General features: G+C 52.6%; 14 protein-coding genes and 3 pseudogenes. 9 read left to right on the forward strand and 8 right to left on the reverse strand.

Annotated features, from left to right (window positions below):
• Positions 1 to 22 precede the first annotated feature (22 nt).
• Genes TU86_RS14785 through pcp form a run of 3 tightly spaced genes read left to right on the forward strand, consistent with a single transcriptional unit; the run spans position 23 to position 2356 of the window.
• On the forward strand, positions 23 to 754 hold the full coding sequence (locus TU86_RS14785) for a DUF969 domain-containing protein (protein WP_048365051.1): 732 nt from the start codon (positions 23 to 25) through the stop codon (positions 752 to 754).
• Positions 751 to 1701 carry a DUF979 domain-containing protein gene (locus tag TU86_RS14790; RefSeq protein ID WP_048365052.1) on the forward strand — a complete coding sequence of 317 codons (951 nt, stop codon included), beginning with the start codon at positions 751 to 753 and terminating at the stop codon, positions 1699 to 1701. Before TU86_RS14785 ends, TU86_RS14790 begins: the two co-directional genes overlap by 4 nt.
• A 7-nt stretch (positions 1702 to 1708) precedes the next feature.
• Positions 1709 to 2356, forward strand: a complete 648-nt coding sequence (gene pcp / locus TU86_RS14795) for a pyroglutamyl-peptidase I (RefSeq protein WP_048365053.1) — start codon at positions 1709 to 1711, stop codon at positions 2354 to 2356.
• A 34-nt stretch (positions 2357 to 2390) separates the two neighbouring features.
• Here pcp and TU86_RS14800 read toward each other — a convergent pair whose 3' ends face one another.
• Complete coding sequence (locus TU86_RS14800; RefSeq protein ID WP_048365054.1) at positions 2391 to 3476, reverse strand: linear amide C-N hydrolase; 1086 nt, start codon at positions 3474 to 3476, stop codon at positions 2391 to 2393.
• Between the two features lie 449 nt (positions 3477 to 3925).
• Here TU86_RS14800 and TU86_RS14805 point away from each other — a divergent pair, with 449 nt between their 5' ends.
• Positions 3926 to 4864, forward strand: coding sequence for a hypothetical protein (locus tag TU86_RS14805; RefSeq protein WP_157395911.1), 939 nt, complete (start codon positions 3926 to 3928; stop codon positions 4862 to 4864).
• A gap of 116 nt (positions 4865 to 4980) precedes the next feature.
• Here the strand turns inward: TU86_RS14805 and TU86_RS22920 are convergent, their stop codons facing one another.
• Entirely contained in the window at positions 4981 to 5256 is a 276-nt protein-coding gene (locus TU86_RS22920; RefSeq protein ID WP_048401787.1) for a hypothetical protein, read from the reverse strand.
• Between the two features lie 668 nt (positions 5257 to 5924).
• Here TU86_RS22920 and TU86_RS14810 point away from each other — a divergent pair.
• The gene (locus tag TU86_RS14810; RefSeq protein ID WP_053076035.1) at positions 5925 to 6242 is read left to right on the forward strand and encodes a dihydrofolate reductase family protein; all 318 of its coding nucleotides are present in this window, start codon (positions 5925 to 5927) and stop codon (positions 6240 to 6242) included.
• Between the two features lie 174 nt (positions 6243 to 6416).
• Here the strand turns inward: TU86_RS14810 and TU86_RS14815 are convergent, their stop codons facing one another.
• Genes TU86_RS14815 through TU86_RS14825 form a run of 3 tightly spaced genes read right to left on the reverse strand, consistent with a single transcriptional unit; the run spans position 6417 to position 9189 of the window.
• On the reverse strand, positions 6417 to 7445 hold the full coding sequence (locus tag TU86_RS14815) for an alpha/beta hydrolase (RefSeq protein ID WP_048365056.1): 1029 nt from the start codon (positions 7443 to 7445) through the stop codon (positions 6417 to 6419).
• A 25-nt stretch (positions 7446 to 7470) separates the two neighbouring features.
• On the reverse strand, positions 7471 to 7974 hold the full coding sequence (locus TU86_RS14820) for a cyclophilin-like fold protein (protein ID WP_082152895.1): 504 nt from the start codon (positions 7972 to 7974) through the stop codon (positions 7471 to 7473).
• A 27-nt stretch (positions 7975 to 8001) separates the two neighbouring features.
• Entirely contained in the window at positions 8002 to 9189 is a 1188-nt protein-coding gene (locus TU86_RS14825) for an MFS transporter (RefSeq protein WP_048365057.1), read from the reverse strand.
• Positions 9190 to 9317: 128 nt separating this feature from the next.
• On the opposite strand from TU86_RS14825, the gene TU86_RS14830 reads away from it, so the two are divergent.
• Both TU86_RS14830 and TU86_RS14835 read left to right on the forward strand, forming a co-directional pair.
• The gene (locus tag TU86_RS14830) at positions 9318 to 10211 is read left to right on the forward strand and encodes a LysR family transcriptional regulator (protein WP_048365058.1); all 894 of its coding nucleotides are present in this window, start codon (positions 9318 to 9320) and stop codon (positions 10209 to 10211) included.
• A 585-nt stretch (positions 10212 to 10796) separates the two neighbouring features.
• The gene (locus tag TU86_RS14835) at positions 10797 to 11951 is read left to right on the forward strand and encodes a linear amide C-N hydrolase (RefSeq protein WP_082149393.1); all 1155 of its coding nucleotides are present in this window, start codon (positions 10797 to 10799) and stop codon (positions 11949 to 11951) included.
• Between the two features lie 213 nt (positions 11952 to 12164).
• Here the strand turns inward: TU86_RS14835 and TU86_RS23310 are convergent.
• Positions 12165 to 12711: pseudogene (locus tag TU86_RS23310) on the reverse strand (tyrosine-type recombinase/integrase).
• A gap of 228 nt (positions 12712 to 12939) precedes the next feature.
• On the opposite strand from TU86_RS23310, the gene TU86_RS14840 reads away from it, so the two are divergent.
• Positions 12940 to 13524 carry a DUF6630 family protein gene (locus tag TU86_RS14840; RefSeq protein WP_048365059.1) on the forward strand — a complete coding sequence of 195 codons (585 nt, stop codon included), beginning with the start codon at positions 12940 to 12942 and terminating at the stop codon, positions 13522 to 13524.
• A gap of 136 nt (positions 13525 to 13660) precedes the next feature.
• Here the strand turns inward: TU86_RS14840 and TU86_RS14845 are convergent, their stop codons facing one another.
• Positions 13661 to 14200 carry a P-loop NTPase family protein gene (locus tag TU86_RS14845; protein WP_048365060.1) on the reverse strand — a complete coding sequence of 180 codons (540 nt, stop codon included), beginning with the start codon at positions 14198 to 14200 and terminating at the stop codon, positions 13661 to 13663.
• A gap of 167 nt (positions 14201 to 14367) precedes the next feature.
• Positions 14368 to 15041: pseudogene (locus TU86_RS14850) on the reverse strand (IS3 family transposase); the annotation flags it as partial.
• Positions 15042 to 15052: 11 nt separating this feature from the next.
• Here TU86_RS14850 and TU86_RS14855 point away from each other — a divergent pair.
• Positions 15053 to 15547, forward strand: a pseudogene (locus tag TU86_RS14855) (hypothetical protein); the annotation flags it as partial.
• Positions 15548 to 15636: the final 89 nt, after the last annotated feature.

Raw genomic sequence — 15636 nt, forward strand, 5'->3', positions numbered from 1 at the left:
CCAGTCAAGGGATTCACCCCCCATGCAAACCGTCGTCAATCTATGGCCCTTATTGGGCGTGCTTGTCATCGTCGTAGGCTTCGTACTGCGCTTCAATCCATTATTAGTCGTAAGCTTGGCGGCGATAGTGACCGGCCTGGCTGCAAATTTCCCTCTTGAAAAAATCATCTCCCTGATGGGCGAAGGTTTTCTTGAGACCCGCGCCCTACAATTGATTCTGCTACTCCCCCTGGCTGTGATTGGCTTGCTGGAGCGTCATGGACTGCGCTTGCACGCACAAAACTGGATCGCCAAATTTCAACGGGCCACCGTTGGCCGCTTGCTGATCATGTACCTGTTCGTGCGCGAGACGACGGCAGCCGTGGGCCTCACCAGCCTGGGCGGCCACCCGCAAATGGTGCGCCCGCTGTTGGCGCCTATGGCAGAAGGTGCCGCAGAAAACACATTCGGCAAACTGCCAGAAGCGTTACGCCATAAAGTGCTGGCGATGTGTGCTGCCACCGATAACGTGGGTCTGTTCTTTGGCGAAGACGTATTTGTAGCGTTTGGCGCAATTGCGTTGATGCACACCTTCCTACTGGGTGCAGGGCTGGACGTAGAACCCTTGCACATCGCCTTCTGGGGAATCCCCACTGCCATTTGCGCGTTTATCGTGCATGCCCTGCGCCTTTATCGCTTCGATTTAATGCTCACGCGCAAGATGACTGACCTCCAAACGCACCCCGCGCCTATGTCGCAGGAGGCCGTGCAATGATCATTTCCATTGAGTATTTCTACTGGCTGGCAGGCGTACTGCTGCTGATTACTGCTGGCATGATTGCCTCTGACCGAACCCACCCAAAACGCTGGACCAGCAGTCTTTTTTGGTTGCTATTTGCCATCGCTTTTTTGATGGGTGATCGCTTGTCGCCATTTGTGATCGGGGTTGGCGTACTGGTCATGGCGGTCATCGCAGGTATTGGCGGCGTAGGTCGCGGCACCCACGCGGAACTGCACGTCAAGGCAGCCCGGGCGAGCGCAGGCCGCTTAGGCCACAAATTGTTCATCCCGGCCTTGTCGATTCCATTGGTCACAGTGATCGGCTCAGTACTGCTAAAAAACATGCAGATTGCGGGCGTTCCGCTGCTGGACCCAAAAAACACGACGTTCGTTTCCTTGGGCCTCGGTTGCATCGTCGCGCTGATTCTCGCTTGCCTCCTGACCCGCGATACGCCCCTGCAAAGCCTGCGCGAATCCCGTCGTCTGACCGAAGCGCTCGGCTGGACCATGGTGCTGCCGCAAATGTTGGCCATGTTGGGCCTGTTATTTAACGACGCGGGTGTGGGCACTGCCGTCGCACATGTCGCAACTTCCTACATCAACATGGATTACCGTCTGATTGCCGTGATGGTGTACGTCCTGGGCATGGCGCTGTTCACTGTCATCATGGGTAATGGTTTTGCAGCATTCCCGGTGATGACCGGCGGCGTCGGCGTACCGGTATTAGTCGGCATCTACGATGCCAACCCCGCTGTCATGGCTGCGATCGGTATGTTCTCTGGCTACTGCGGCACACTGATGACGCCGATGGCGGCCAACTTCAATGTCGTGCCGGTGGCCCTGCTTGAACTGCCGGACAAATACGCCGTGATCAAGGCGCAAATGCCTACGGCTTTGCTGATGCTGGTGGTTAATATCGTCCTGCTTTATCTGCTGATGTGAGGCGTTTATGCGTACCGTGCTGCTGACAGGTTTTGAACCGTTCGATCAAGACACCCTCAATCCATCCTGGGAAGCCGTACGCCTGCTGGATGAGACGCTGATAAACGACGACGTCCGTATTATTGCCCGTCAGTTGCCCTGCGTGTTTTCGCAGGCACCTGCACACTTGCACGCATTGATTGAGAGGTTTACTCCGCAAATGGTCATTGCCGTGGGGCTGGGGCCGGGCCGCTCTGATATTGCTCTGGAGCGGGTGGCCATTAACCTGATCGACGCCAGAATCCCCGACAACCTGGGTGAGCAGCCAGTCGATATCCCCGTCGCGGCTGAAGGCCCCACAGCCTACTTCAGCACACTGCCGATCAAAGCGATGGTCGCTGCACTCAGGGCAGCCGGCATTCCAGCCACGGTTTCGCATACAGCCGGTACATTCGTCTGCAATCAGGTGTTTTACAGCCTGCAACATTCGCTGGCAGGTTCAACGGTGCGAAGTGGTTTCATGCATGTCCCGCTGCTCACTGAGCAAGTAGCCTTGGCGGCATCAGCGCAATCTTCAATGAGCCTGGACACCTTGGTAAAAGCCCTGCGCGTGGCGGTATCGGCCGCACTGAATACTCTGCACGATGTGCGAGAAACAGGCGGCCAACTGTGCTGACTGAAAGCCCACGCGGATAGCAGACCAAGACTCATCAACGAATCAAGGCAACCCGTCTTGATTCTTCGCCTGAAAATATGAAAGGCGCCGCCGGCTCAAAGTGGCTGGACACTTCACCGGAATAAACCGTGCTCTGATTAGGCCCAAGATCAAGCTTTTTCACTTTGCCTGTTGCCTGGCTCAAATCCAGCTTTTTAAGGTCTACCCAAAATGTATTCGGCGTGATGGCAGACTCAAAAAAATACAGGCTCTGCTTATGGTCAATGACAGACCGCCAGCGTGTGGACGAAATGTTGGGCTCGCCGGGGGTTGTCAGGCCATAGGGTACCGATACGTTGCGTATCACGCTAAATACACTGGCCAGGGATAATTGCGGGGTTTGGGATTTAGGCACGGCATTGACATAAAAAGAGGCGCGAGCGAAACGATCAGGCGAGCGATTCGTGCCAGGGAGCATTTCTGTACCATTAATCCCCTGCCAATAAGCATTCATCTCCAATTGCTTTTCAAACACAGGCGAGTTGGTCATGACCTGATAAGCACGGTCATGGTGGATCACTTGCTTACCCTCTATGTACTCGATAATCGCACTGTCGCCTGAGGCATCAGACATTGAAAGATGCAAGGTTGCCAAACGCTCCTCGTTAGGCACGTTGATAGGCATCACATTGAAGGGTTCACTTTTGAGTGCCGTTACCGCTTCTGCAACCGTTTTGAAATTATCCAACACGTATTGAGCCCACGCAGAGACACTCAGCCTGGCTTTATTTTTATCGAAAGCGGGATATTGCGATTCGACCAACCATAACAGGTTGGCCGACAGTCCCGCTTCATTGACCCCGTCCGTCGTAGAAATGTCATAGCCCGACGCTATAACGCTGCCGTATTTGGACGTCCATGTGACTGAGTTAGCCCCCGCTGCACCATGACGCTGCATGCCCTTGGGGAAGACCCACAGATTGGTTTCCACATCATTTGCCCAGTCCATCGAGCGTGCGGTTATTACCTGTTGGTTGTCCCCCAGGTACACCAAACGTGTGCAAGCATGAGTTACCGGCAGTGCTGAGCAGAAACCGGCCAACATCAAAACAAGTCCTTGAGTCGTGCGCAATAGTTTCATTCCGTTGAATTCCTTAGCCATACAAATATCGATTTGTCAGCGCCACAACCGAACCCGGCTTGGCCCACACGATGGTCAAATTCGAACTGACCCTGAATGACGACACTATAAAAAAAGCGACGCCGTAAAAGTAATACCATTTGTTTCGACCATTAAAAACATCGGTTATTTCGACCTGCAAAATAACTAAAATCTGTCCTCTCAGCTAAATTAATGCGCAAAGCGCCTCCCAAGGTACTTAGGCGACATTATCAACCCGCGAACAAGCTTGGATTCTAGCCACCCCCCTTTAAAAATCAATACCGCCTATCGAATCCTAACTATTTCAAAAAAAAGACATATCACCTTTACAGGCTAAAAAAACGAGCTACGTTATTGTTTGCCAAGGAATGGCGTGCGGCTCGCTATTGGGCCTTGGCACTCAAGCCTACTAACAAGGATGCTATGACATGGGAATGAATAACAGTGTTAAAAAGCTCTTGGAACAGAGCAAGCAGAATGAAAAACGTCTTGAAGAAATAAAAAAAGAACTCGAAGCTCAACAAACTGAAGCCGGAAAAACTCTGAGAGAAGAGCAAAAAAGTTTTTACGTCAACAACCAGAGAGAGTGGAAGTTCTCAGATTATGTGTACGGTGCAAACTCTGACTTTCAAACCTCAGCCACGTGGAGCCTTGATAATCTCAACGCTATCATCCAACAGATTACCAGTGCCGTGGTAGGCATCCTGGGTCCTGTGGGTAAGCTGCCAGAAGGTGTCGAAACATCCCCTGACGTGGAAAGCATCAACAAGGAGGGTGGCATCACGGATGATATGCGCTTATTGGTTGCATCCAATTGCCTGAACCTGCTGACCGGCATCGTTAACTCGTTCGGCAAATCAAGTAAAGTACAAGTCAGCACAGCCACTAGTTCGATACCGATTGGTCAAGGATTAAGAATATTTGCCTCAGTGTCATGTAACGTGACCCAAGAGCGAGGCTTTTTCAATAACCAGGTCATGAGCAGTTATCGTTACGGCTACGTAGTGAGCTATTCATTGGATGAATTTCTTCAGCAAGCCGAACAAACGCTGGTTGCACAGTACGAAATGACACTCAATGCACTTAATATTGCAGCCAAGGACAACTACAACAGCTTTGTAAAAAAAGAAATCGACCTGCGCCAATACAAGGAGACGGCGGACTTTATTGAAGAAATGACAATCGAAATCATTGAAAAAATAAAAGTGCTCAATCAAAGAGAACGCGCCTCAGACAGAACGCAAACGGTCTATGCAGATCAGATCAAGTTCCTCAAGCACTGCCTGATTGAATACGGGTTTGACGCTGAGGTTTCAACACACATCACCGCGCAAATCAAAAAGCTGTCTCATTTATCAGCGGCTTAAATTACATACACCTGAAGCCGTGCTGCATACCACCCTGACTGCATGGTGCAGTCAGGGTATCTAGCCTGGCGGGGTTATTTAAATTCAGCTTGCACAAAACCAATCACTCATGGCGGCTAGCCTTTTTTAATCCAGTCATAAACGCGCTTCGCAAACGACAAGAAATCCCATGCCAACGCAGCACCCACCACAACCCCGGCAAGGCCTATTTTGAATGCCGTTTGCTGCCAATGAACGGATCGGTCGAAAATCAAATAGGCGAGCCTGTAAAAACTCACATCATGAAATGATTCATAAGTGACTACAAATGCGACTAAACAGAGCGCCGAAGAAAAACAAAAAACGACAAAACCTAATCTGCTTGCAGGACTTTCAAATTTTTTAACGCTCATGCGCGGCGTATCCGTGGCGGGTAGGCGCGCATTCAACCAATCCCGGCCTGCAAAAAGCAAGCACAAGTACGCTGCGCGCCGCCAACTAAACACCCTCCGACAACCTTCTCAGCCCACTTCCTGAACCTGTAAATCAGCCTATCGCCTGATGATGACGAAGCACTGTCGAAAAAAGGATTGGACACTTTGAGGTGGGAGCTGACTTGGCGCTTTAAGGTGAAAGTTTTCCCAAACACAGACAACAAAAAAGGGCCCACCTTTCGGTGAGCCCTTCTAGACCGCCCAGCAGAGCGGATTTTGTTTGGTAGGCGCGATTGGACTCGAACCAACGACCCCTACCATGTCAAGGTGATCAAATACGGTCGCTAAACGCATGATTTCTTTAGGCTTTTTTCGATTCAATCACAGCCTAAATTCGCTGAATCCGCCTATATAAATCAATAACCTAGCGTTGTATTTTCATACAGTCGTCAGGCTTAACTCTGAGGTATTACGGCTGCAGGTAAGAGGCGGATTTGCATTCCGATATGAAATTCAAGCGGGCCGTGGCCTGTAGCTCTTCTTCCGGCGTCTTGCCGACAAATTCATCCCATCTGTATCACAAAATCATCTGAATGTTGTCGGCACACGCCTGCCCTGAATGGCCCTATGAGAACACATGAGTCGTGGTGCTCTCACAGGGGGAGGTCACGCTACCACCAAAACTGCGAGGCAATGTCGATGTGTTAGCGGGCGATCCGGTACTTATCGTGGCGCAGCTTGCGCCTCAAGGTCTGAAGCATCTCTATATAGACGGAGGTCAGACCATCCAGTCTTTCCTCGCTGCGGGATTGATCAACGAGATCACTGTCACGCGTATTCCAGTTTTGTTGGGCCAAGGAATTCCATTGTTCAGCCAGTTGGGTGAGGAGCGTAATTTATGTCTGATTGACTCATCAGCGTGTGATAACGGATTTGTACAAAGTCGTTATCAAGTGCTCGCATAGGCTTGCTGATTGCGGTCTTTCGTTTAGATCCTCGGTAAATGGCTGATGTGTTGAATATGACTCTGGGGCAGCTTCTGACCGTTTTCCGCCGATCACGGCAGGCCGCAGTCGGCCAGAAGTGGACGTGAGACAAACACTGTTTAAGCCGAAGTTGTTAATTCGATCTCACTATCATCACTTCAAATTACTTTGAAAAAAGCTCGCCAGTTTGTCAAAAGGAATGAGGTCTACGCGATCATAAAGGTCAACATGGCCAGCGCCAGGAATGATGACGAGCTCCTTGGGTTGACCCGCAAGTTTGTAAGCTTCTTCGCTGAACTCTCTGGAGTGGGCATCGGCTCCGACAATGAATAGCATCGGACGAGGTGAAATCGTCTCAATGTCATTGAACGGGTAGAAGTTCATGAATTTGATGTTGCTGGTCAACGTCGGGTGTGTGGTCAACGCTTTGGACGAGCTCGCTGGCGTGTATTCGCCTCGTGGCGTGCGATAGAAATCATAGAACTCTCGCTGGATCGGGTGAGTATTTTCGTCCAGTTGGTGCACCGTGCCACTGGTGTAGAGGGTTTCACCGCCCGTGAATTCTACATACCGCTGCTGTGCGGCCTGCGTGATGATCTCTTTGCGTTGCTCAAGCGTCTGTCCATGCTTCAAGCCATTACGATTGGCTGCGCCCATGTCGTACATGCTGACCGTTGCGATGGCTTTCATACGTGGATCGATCTTAGCCGCGCTGATAACAAAGCTGCCGCTCCCGCAAATTCCGAGTGCGCCTATCCGCTCTTTATCGATAAAAGGCCGGGTGCCGAGAAAGTCCATCGCTGCGCTGAAGTCCTCGGCATAAATATCCGGCGATACTGCATTGCGTGGCAGCCCCTCGCTTTCGCCCCAGAATGAAAGATCTAGGGATAGTGTTACGAAGCCGTTTTCTGCCATTTTCGTGGCGTACAAATTAGCGCTTTGCTCCTTGACTGCACCCATCGGGTGGCCAACAACAATCGCAGGGCTTTTGGTGTTGGCGTCGAGGTTTTTGGGGATAAAGAGGTTACCTGACACGTTCATTTGGTACTGGTTTTTGAAATTGACCTTTTGCACGGTCACTTTGTCGCTGGTATAGAAGTTATCTGCGTCGTTGGACATATCGGCTCCTATTGCTGAGAGTGAACTGACAAAAAGCGTTAATAAAACAATAAGCTTTTTCATTGGAATCCTTATCGATGCAGAGTAGTCAGTTTTGGGAGAACGTCACTTTCACGGTATGTCGGCCTACCACTTGTGCCAGGTTCGTGTTGTCTTCCACACGTCCAAGGCGGGTGTATGGGTAAGTCGATTTAAAGGTCGAATAGAAAACAACTAGCGTGTCCGCGCCATACAGCATCAGATCACCCGTATGGATTTTCCCCGGTTTGGTCGCATTAGTGGGCAGGGCTTCAGGCAGGCTGGCGTATTTTTCATTACTGTTGAGGTCGCTCATCTCCAGCGTCAGTGGCAGGAGCATGGCAAACGCACGAGCGGCTGCGTTGTCGGCCAAGGTGATGGCGAAGCGTTGTTCGCCGACGGTCATCCACATGGGAGATTTCTCCGTGATCGATGACGCCGACGCGGCATCATTCATTAGGATGTAACTGCCAAGCACGAGTGCTGAATACAGCACGCTAGGCCAACGAAATGGCCGCATGCCCCTGCCTTCGCGCTGCTCGGCATTTGCGGCGGAGTGAATGCTCCCGGTCATAACCCGTCTCCAGGATCGTTGCGTGGTTCAAGCGGTTCGAGAGGGGGTCGCGTGTGACGTTAGTACGGTCACCGCTGCACCCAGCAGCAGCACGATTGCACTAGCGACAAACGTGCTCTGATAGCCGTGACTATCGAACAGCATTCCACCCACGGTTGAGCCCAGAGCAATGGACAGTTGAATCACGGCGACCATCAGGCCGCCGCCAGCCTCGGCATTATTTGGCATGGCCTGTGCGATCCAACTCCACCAGCCCACCGGGGCCGCAGTCGCCAACAGCCCCCAAAAGCCCAGCAGCGCAGCAACAACGATGATCGAATGGCCAAAAGGGATCAGTGCCAGAGCGATCAAGGCCATCAAGACCGGAATGACTATCAATGTCTGGAACAGGCTGCGCCTCAGAACGCGGCCGATGATCAGGGTACCGATAAAGCCTGCCGCACCGATCACCAGCAAGATCAACGACAACGTGGATACATCGACGCGCGTTACCGTTTCAAGGAAGGGCCGCAGGTAGGTAAATAGCGCAAACTGCCCCATGAAGAAGGCTCCGCAACCGACCATGCCCAGCGCCACTGGTCGATTCTTGAACAGTTTGAACACATTTCCGGCGCCTGGTTTACGCGGTTCCACCGGCATGGGCGGCAGGCTGATGAGCATCCAGACGAGAGCAATCGCCGCGACGGGTACCACACAGAAAAAAGCCCCGCGCCAGCCAATAATGGAGCCCAGATAACTGCCCAGCGGTGCGGCAATTACGATAGCCAGCGCGTTACCGCCGTTGAAGATGGCCAACGCCTTCGGCACCTGCGGGGCGGGTACCAAGCGCATGGCCGTCGCCGCGGACATCGTCCAGAAACCGCCAATGACCACACCGATGAGCGCACGGCCGACCATGTACGTTTGATAGTCGGGTGCCAGCCCGACGATCAAGCCCGAGACAGCCATCAACCCGGCCAGTGCCAACAACAGCAGCTTGCGATCGAGGGTTCTGGCAAGCCACGAGATCGACAGGCTGGTCAGTAAGGCAAATGCCCCGGAAATCGTAATGCCTTGGCCGGCCATCCCTTCGCTAACCTGAAGATCAACGGCCATCGGTGTCAGCAGGCTGACAGGCATGAATTCAGAAGCGATCAGGGCGAAAACACACAGTGTCATTGCAAAGACACCGCTCCAGTAGGCAGGAGCCTCGTTGTTGGTTGAAACAGTGGCCATCGGGACCTTGCGGTTAATCGTATTCATACCGGCAATGGTGACGAACGAATACTCACGCGACTAGCTAATGAATACTTAACAGGGCTATAAGCTCAGCTAATTAATAGCTGTGAAAGGTGCTGCATACCATGGTCAGAGGAAACCTCAACGATCTGCTTTCATTCGTAACAGTGGCGCGCGAAGGCAGCTTCACCCGTGCCGCCGGGGTACTGGGCGTTACCCAGTCGGCACTGAGCCAAGCCATCAGTGGTCTGGAAGCGCGCCTGCAAATCAGGCTACTGACGCGCACCACCCGCAGCGTCTCGCCGACTGTCGCGGGCGAGCGGCTGTTACAAGCGATCGGTAATCGCTTCGATGAGATCGAGGCGGAACTGGAAAACCTGACGCTAATGCGCGACAAGCCTGCGGGCACCGTACGTATCACCTGCGGCGATCATGTTCTGCGCACCACGTTACTGCCCAAGCTCACTGCCCTGCTCCACGAATACCCGGACATCAACGTTGAGTTCGACGTGAGTTACGGATTCAGGGACATTGTGGCGGATCGTTTTGATGCAGGCGTGCGCCTGGGTGACACGATCGACAAAGACATGATCGCAGTCCCGATAGGCCCGCCATTGCGGATGGCTGCTGTCGCTGTGCCAGGCTACTTTGCCAGCCGTGGTATTCCCGAAAACCCGCGCGACCTGATGAACCATCGCTGTATCAACCAGCGTATGCAGACATCTGGCGGGCTCTATGTGTGGGACTTTGAGCAGCGAGGCAAGCAGGTAAACGTGCGCGTAGACGGCCAACTCATTTTCAACACGTCGAGCCATATCGTGGATGCGGCCTTGACCGGGCTAGGCATTGCGTACCTGCCAGAAGAGGAGTTTGAGCCGCACCTGCGCGAAGGGAGGCTGGAGCGGGTACTGGAAGATTGGTGCCCACCGTTCTCTGGCTACTATTTGTATTACCCCAGCCGTCGACAACCATCACCCGCCTTTACACTGGTTACCAATGCATTGCGCAAAGCTGGGTAGAGGGGACGGACTTCTGGTGTATAGGAATAGTCCCTGATTTCCTAGACGCTTTTGACTGGCTGCTTTTGGCCGAAAGCTGCCTCTCACGAAGGTCTGAAATCGGCCAGAAGCTGCCTTTCATCTGTCCAGAGAAGACGCTCAACGTATCCTGCTGAAAGTGAGCATTGAAAAGGAGTTCGCATGAAAACTGATTGGCAACAAATTGGAGAAATGATGAGTCCTGTCATCGATAGCTGTGAGCAGATCTAAACGGCAGGATTCAATGAAAAACATCGTCCTGAATTGATCTCTCTCTGCCAAGAATAATCGTCCTTATCGCTGGTATAGAGCAAGTTACCTAGATGGAAGCATATCGCTCGCCGACGCGCTGGACAGAGGACCGGCTGATCGCTGACGTCAACTCGTCGTACACTCAGCTAGCTCAAGTAAAAACGTCGGCTCTGTAAGGGATATGACAAGCTGACAGTACTTTCAAGGCCATGGTTACTCCGGTCTGCTGTGAAAATTTTCTCCAAACCGACTTGTCAGACAAATAACCGTAGCCTTGTGCTACTTTTAACTGAACTCTTCGTAAAGGACTACACAATGAACAAATCCGCCATTCTATGGAAGAAATATGGCGTTGCCGCCATGATCGGCTTACTTATTACGCCCAACGTCGCGCAAGCTTGTACGTCGTTGCTGTATCAAGATGACAATGGCGCCTCGTACGCTGGGCGCACGATGGAGTTGCCGATGCCGCTGCCTTATGAGGTGAGCTATTACCCATCAGGCAGTTCTTTTAATTCGATGGTGAAAAAGCAGCCGGAGTTAAAGTATCAGTCGAAATACGCGTTTATCTCGCTGACGGTACCTGATCCTATCAGCGCCGATTTAAAAGTCGTGGAGGGCCTTAACGAAGCTGGCATGAGCTTTAGCTTGTTAGCATTTGCCAGCACAGAAGGGCCACGTGACATGCTAGATAAAACCCAGGCTGTGTTGGCTGCCATCGACTTGGGAGCATGGACGTTGTCCAACTTTAAATCAGTGGCAGAGGTGAAAGCTGCGCTGAGCAAACAGCCTGTGTTGGTCACAGCGCTTCTGCCTTTGGGGTTGATGAAAACCCCTTTCCACTACACTTTGCATGATGCAACCGGTGCATCCATCGTGATTGAGTTTGCAAACGGCAAACAAAACATCATCGACAACCCGTTAGGGGTGATGACCAATGGGCCTGAGTTCCAGTGGCACCAAACTAACCTGAATAACTACACCTTCTTAAGTAACAAAGATCACTCAACCTTGACCTTGAATGGTGTTCGCTTACAGCAGCCTGACTCAGGCATTGCCACGGTAGCATTACCGGCATCAAACACTTCAGTAGGGCGTTTTGTACGTGCGGTGTACTACTCACAGTTTGCTGAAAAATCCAAAACACCCGCTGAAGCAGTGCTGACATTGGCCCACATCATGAATAATTTTGACCGCCCTCGCGGCATTAGCATTGATGATCGCTTCACGGAAAGCGTCGAGAACATTGCCGCGCCCGGGGTGACCGGCGATGAGCTCTACACCACTGAATATACCTCGTGGACGGCGTTGTCTGACTTGAAACAACTCAAGTTCTACATTCGCAGCTATGGCTCTATTAACTACGTTGACTTTGACCTAGCCCAACTGCAGAACTTGACGGTGAAGAAGTCTATTCCGTTGAAAAACTTTACTGATATTGCAGCCAATGGCACCCAAGCCTTTGAGTAATTGCTAAGCGTAGAGCCTGCCTGTTTTGTGGCGCTTCTCCTCACGATTCAGGCAGCCTTCAGGATGATTTAGAAAAAATCGAGCTGTCAGCCGGCGTTGAGTATTTTTGCCTCGAACAGCCCTACCTGAATAGCCCCAGGTTTTGTGGATACCTTCGAGAGGCTGCTTATAGCCGGTTAGCGACGGCCTGACTTCGACCGTCGCTATGCATGATCAAACCTCAGTCTGTTCCGCCATCTCCAGGGCGTCATCGACCTCAATCCCCATAATCGAACAGTGCTCTCCAGCTTCGTATGGCCGAGCAGCAACTGAACCGCCCGTACCGTAGGTTCTTCGTTCAGCGATAGATAAGTGATGCCTTCGTACGTCTCATTGTGTGAGTGCCATACATGGCTGGATCAAGGCCTACGGCTTTCACCCCGCCTTTGACGATACGAGCGTATTGACGAGTGGATAGATGGTCTGAGGTAGGTAGCCGACTAGAAAAAAGGCAGTCCTCGCTGCGTTTTTTGCTGCATCACCATGGCTCGTGATGATACGTGCTCGCCATGGGCGACATCGCGCACGCGGAGCTTGGTTAAGTCGCAGGCTCGAAGCTTACTGTCGATGGCCAGATCGAAGAGAGCAGATCCCGGGTTCTTTCCGCAATTTGAAGCCTTACTCGGATGGCCCAGATACCTCTCAGTCGGCGTGGGGCTTTCTGCCCGACTAGTTTTCCTTTGTTCCAGGGCTGACGGCCGCAGGTAGCGATGATGTTCATGACAAGTCCTCCGCGTGTGGAAAGACAAGGAGGGCTAATCAGAGCGACGGTCGCTAACCGGCCAAAAGCGGTCGGTCGGATCAGGTCCAGTTTGGCCGTAAAAAAAGCGGTTGATCGACAAACCTCACCTGGAGCCTTAGGCTCAACTACAACACAAATCTTAAAACAAGCAGCGACTGTCGCCGGTAAAAGAAAAGTCGCTTGCCCCAAGGTATTCCAAGGAGTGGTATGGGCATTTTGGATCGGTTGTTTGGTGGGCGCTTTACCATGCCTCCACCCGAGGAAACTAACCTCAGCGCTTCAGCGATCATGAAAGAATTACGGCCCGGCCCACCCGATCCCGCACAGAAAAAGGCACTCGAGACTTTTGCCCTGGCGCTGTTGGCGGTGGTTCCAGAAAAAGAAGGCGCCAGACTTGTCAGGCGCGTCATGCGCAGATACGCGATGGGAGATGACGCATGCAGTGCTTTCACAGATGGATTGTTGGAGGGTTCAAAGGCGCAAAAACTTGAACACCTCGTTTTAATGAGCCTGGATTGGAAAGGTTTTGATGTGTTTGAATATCAAGTTCCTTATCTGGTTAGCGCCAACCAATTGAAAGAGCCCTACGTCTACGTGCGAAACGGTGCCTCATCAATGCCAGAGGTGCTTGATGAATTCGACCGATGGTTGGTTCGGTTTGGTAAACGTTATCTTCACTTGGACACCGGTGGTGATAATTACGATGGTTTTATTGTTGACGCTGACCGGGTGGAAGAGACCATTGAGTTGGCCAGCCGTGCGGGCATTAAAGTCAGTCTCGAGAACTTCTGACTTTGAGCAGTGCATAAGCGAAAATGGGCGGTGTGACGACCGTGGTGTCAGTGTTTACCAAAGGCCGCTGCAGGACGTGTTCAGCCGGTCGCAATCGGTAGTTTCCATACCGCAGCCGTCAGCCGTCAGCCGTCGATCAATGTCGAGGAATCTGACCGCTCAAATAGCCAATGCTCGAAAGAAACACGTTGGTATCTCGATTTGAGCGCAGACGAACGACGCGGCATGTTGATGGCGCCGTCGCCACCAGCTGCTGCATATTCACACGCGCTGTTTTTTTCGTCCGCCACATAAATTTCAAGAACTCTGGCAGATTCGCCAGCAGTTCGGGGCAGTTGTCCGGTAAATCGGGCCGAGAGCTGCCGCGCTGGAGCAGTGTTCTTAGCAGCACGCGCCAAAATCGAAGCGTCGCCGAACGATCAATCCATATCAAAAGATCTGCGCGCCCTACCCGATTCTCCCAAGTAACGGAATGGCCGCCTTCGAATATCCAGCGATCACGAGCCTCGACCTCGGAACAAAGGCGTGTTTTCTCGTCCCGGCTTCGTTCAACCCACCCTGGCTGCCAGTGGATAGTGTCTATATGAACGACAGGTAAGCCCGTGCGCAGACCAAGCTCACGCGCCAAAGTGCTTTTGCCCGACCCAGGTTGACCAATAATCATCACCCGCTGCATCTAAGCTCCTTCTCGCCATACGCGCTATTTTTTGGGGGGGCGATTCTACGTCAACCTCCAACTCCGTCAACTGGCAGCAAGCCAAGACTTGATTGTCGCGACGGTCCGCTTTGGGTCGAAAGCAGTCTTCCCTGCAAACTGCTATCGGTTCCATCTCTATGTAGTGGTCAACTAATCACGGACACGACGTTAAGCTTTTTCTCGGCCTGAGCGGGCGTTAGCCCGCCATTGAATTGATGAGGCCGTATCCAGTGGTAGCGATGCATCAAGTCATGGCTGATGTCCCGTTGAGCCTACTGAACTGACATGTAGCCCACCGAGGGTATCCACTCGGTTTTCAAACGCCGAAAGACGCGCTCCATCGGCGAGTTGTCTTAACAATTACCTCGTCGACTCATGCTCTGGCATATGCGGTACCGCTAAAGGCGCTGGCGAAACTGACGACTACCCTATTGCGACCCCTGGTCGGAATAAAACAGCAGACCTTGAGTTTTCCCTCGTTGCTCAAAGGCCATATCCAGCGCCTTGATAACCAAGTCTGCATCCGGTTTTCGTGATAGAGCCAGCCCCTTACTCGGCGTGCATAGAGATCCATAACCACCGCGAGGTAATGCCATCTTCCTTGCACCTAGATGTAGGTGATATCACCACACCAGACCTTATTAGGCTCGGGAACGTCGAACTCTCGATTCAACGTGTTCGGAATATCAGGCCGTTCGACTGTCGCTTTTTTGTAGACGTGCGAGCCCGGCTGCTTACTGATTAACCCCAGTTCCCGCATCAAACCACGCACCTTGAAACGACCGATGTGCTAGCCATCTTCCCGCATCATCGACACGAGGCGGAGGCGGAGGCGGAGGCGGAAAAAGTTCGCTGGTTGAGTTGCAGCGCTCGCCGGAGGTTGAGGCTGGTGCGCTGAGGGTTGCGGCCTTATTGATCAGCTATTACGGCACCGAGAATGTGAGCGAAGCCAACGAGCCAGCACCGACCATCACCACCCGCGACCGCCTGGCACTGGTCACTGTGACCATAAAGGGTACACCTTACGTGATCGTCGACATCTGCCTGCGGATGTTGCAACCGGCCGAACTGTACAAGGCCCAAGGCTTTACAAGCGACTACATCATCGCCCACGGCGACGGCAAGCCCTTCACTAAGACACAGCAAGTGCACATGTGCGGGAACAGCGTCAGCCCACTGCCGATGGCTGCACTTGCCCGGGCGAATGATCCAGCGCAATCGAACGGCAGGCGGTTGCAGCATGACTGCGCTACGCCGAACAGCCCGTTTAAACGGTGGCCCCATGCAGCCGCTGGATCTGCAAACAGTCTGCAACCAATGCAATAAGTCGCGCGCCCACGGCAACCACACCAAATGCAGCAAGTTGCGCCAAGCCGAAGCGGCGGAGCGGCGGAGCGGCGCGCACGGAGTATATA

This window comes from Pseudomonas weihenstephanensis (genome assembly GCF_001043055.1).
GTDB lineage: Bacteria > Pseudomonadota > Gammaproteobacteria > Pseudomonadales > Pseudomonadaceae > Aquipseudomonas > Aquipseudomonas weihenstephanensis.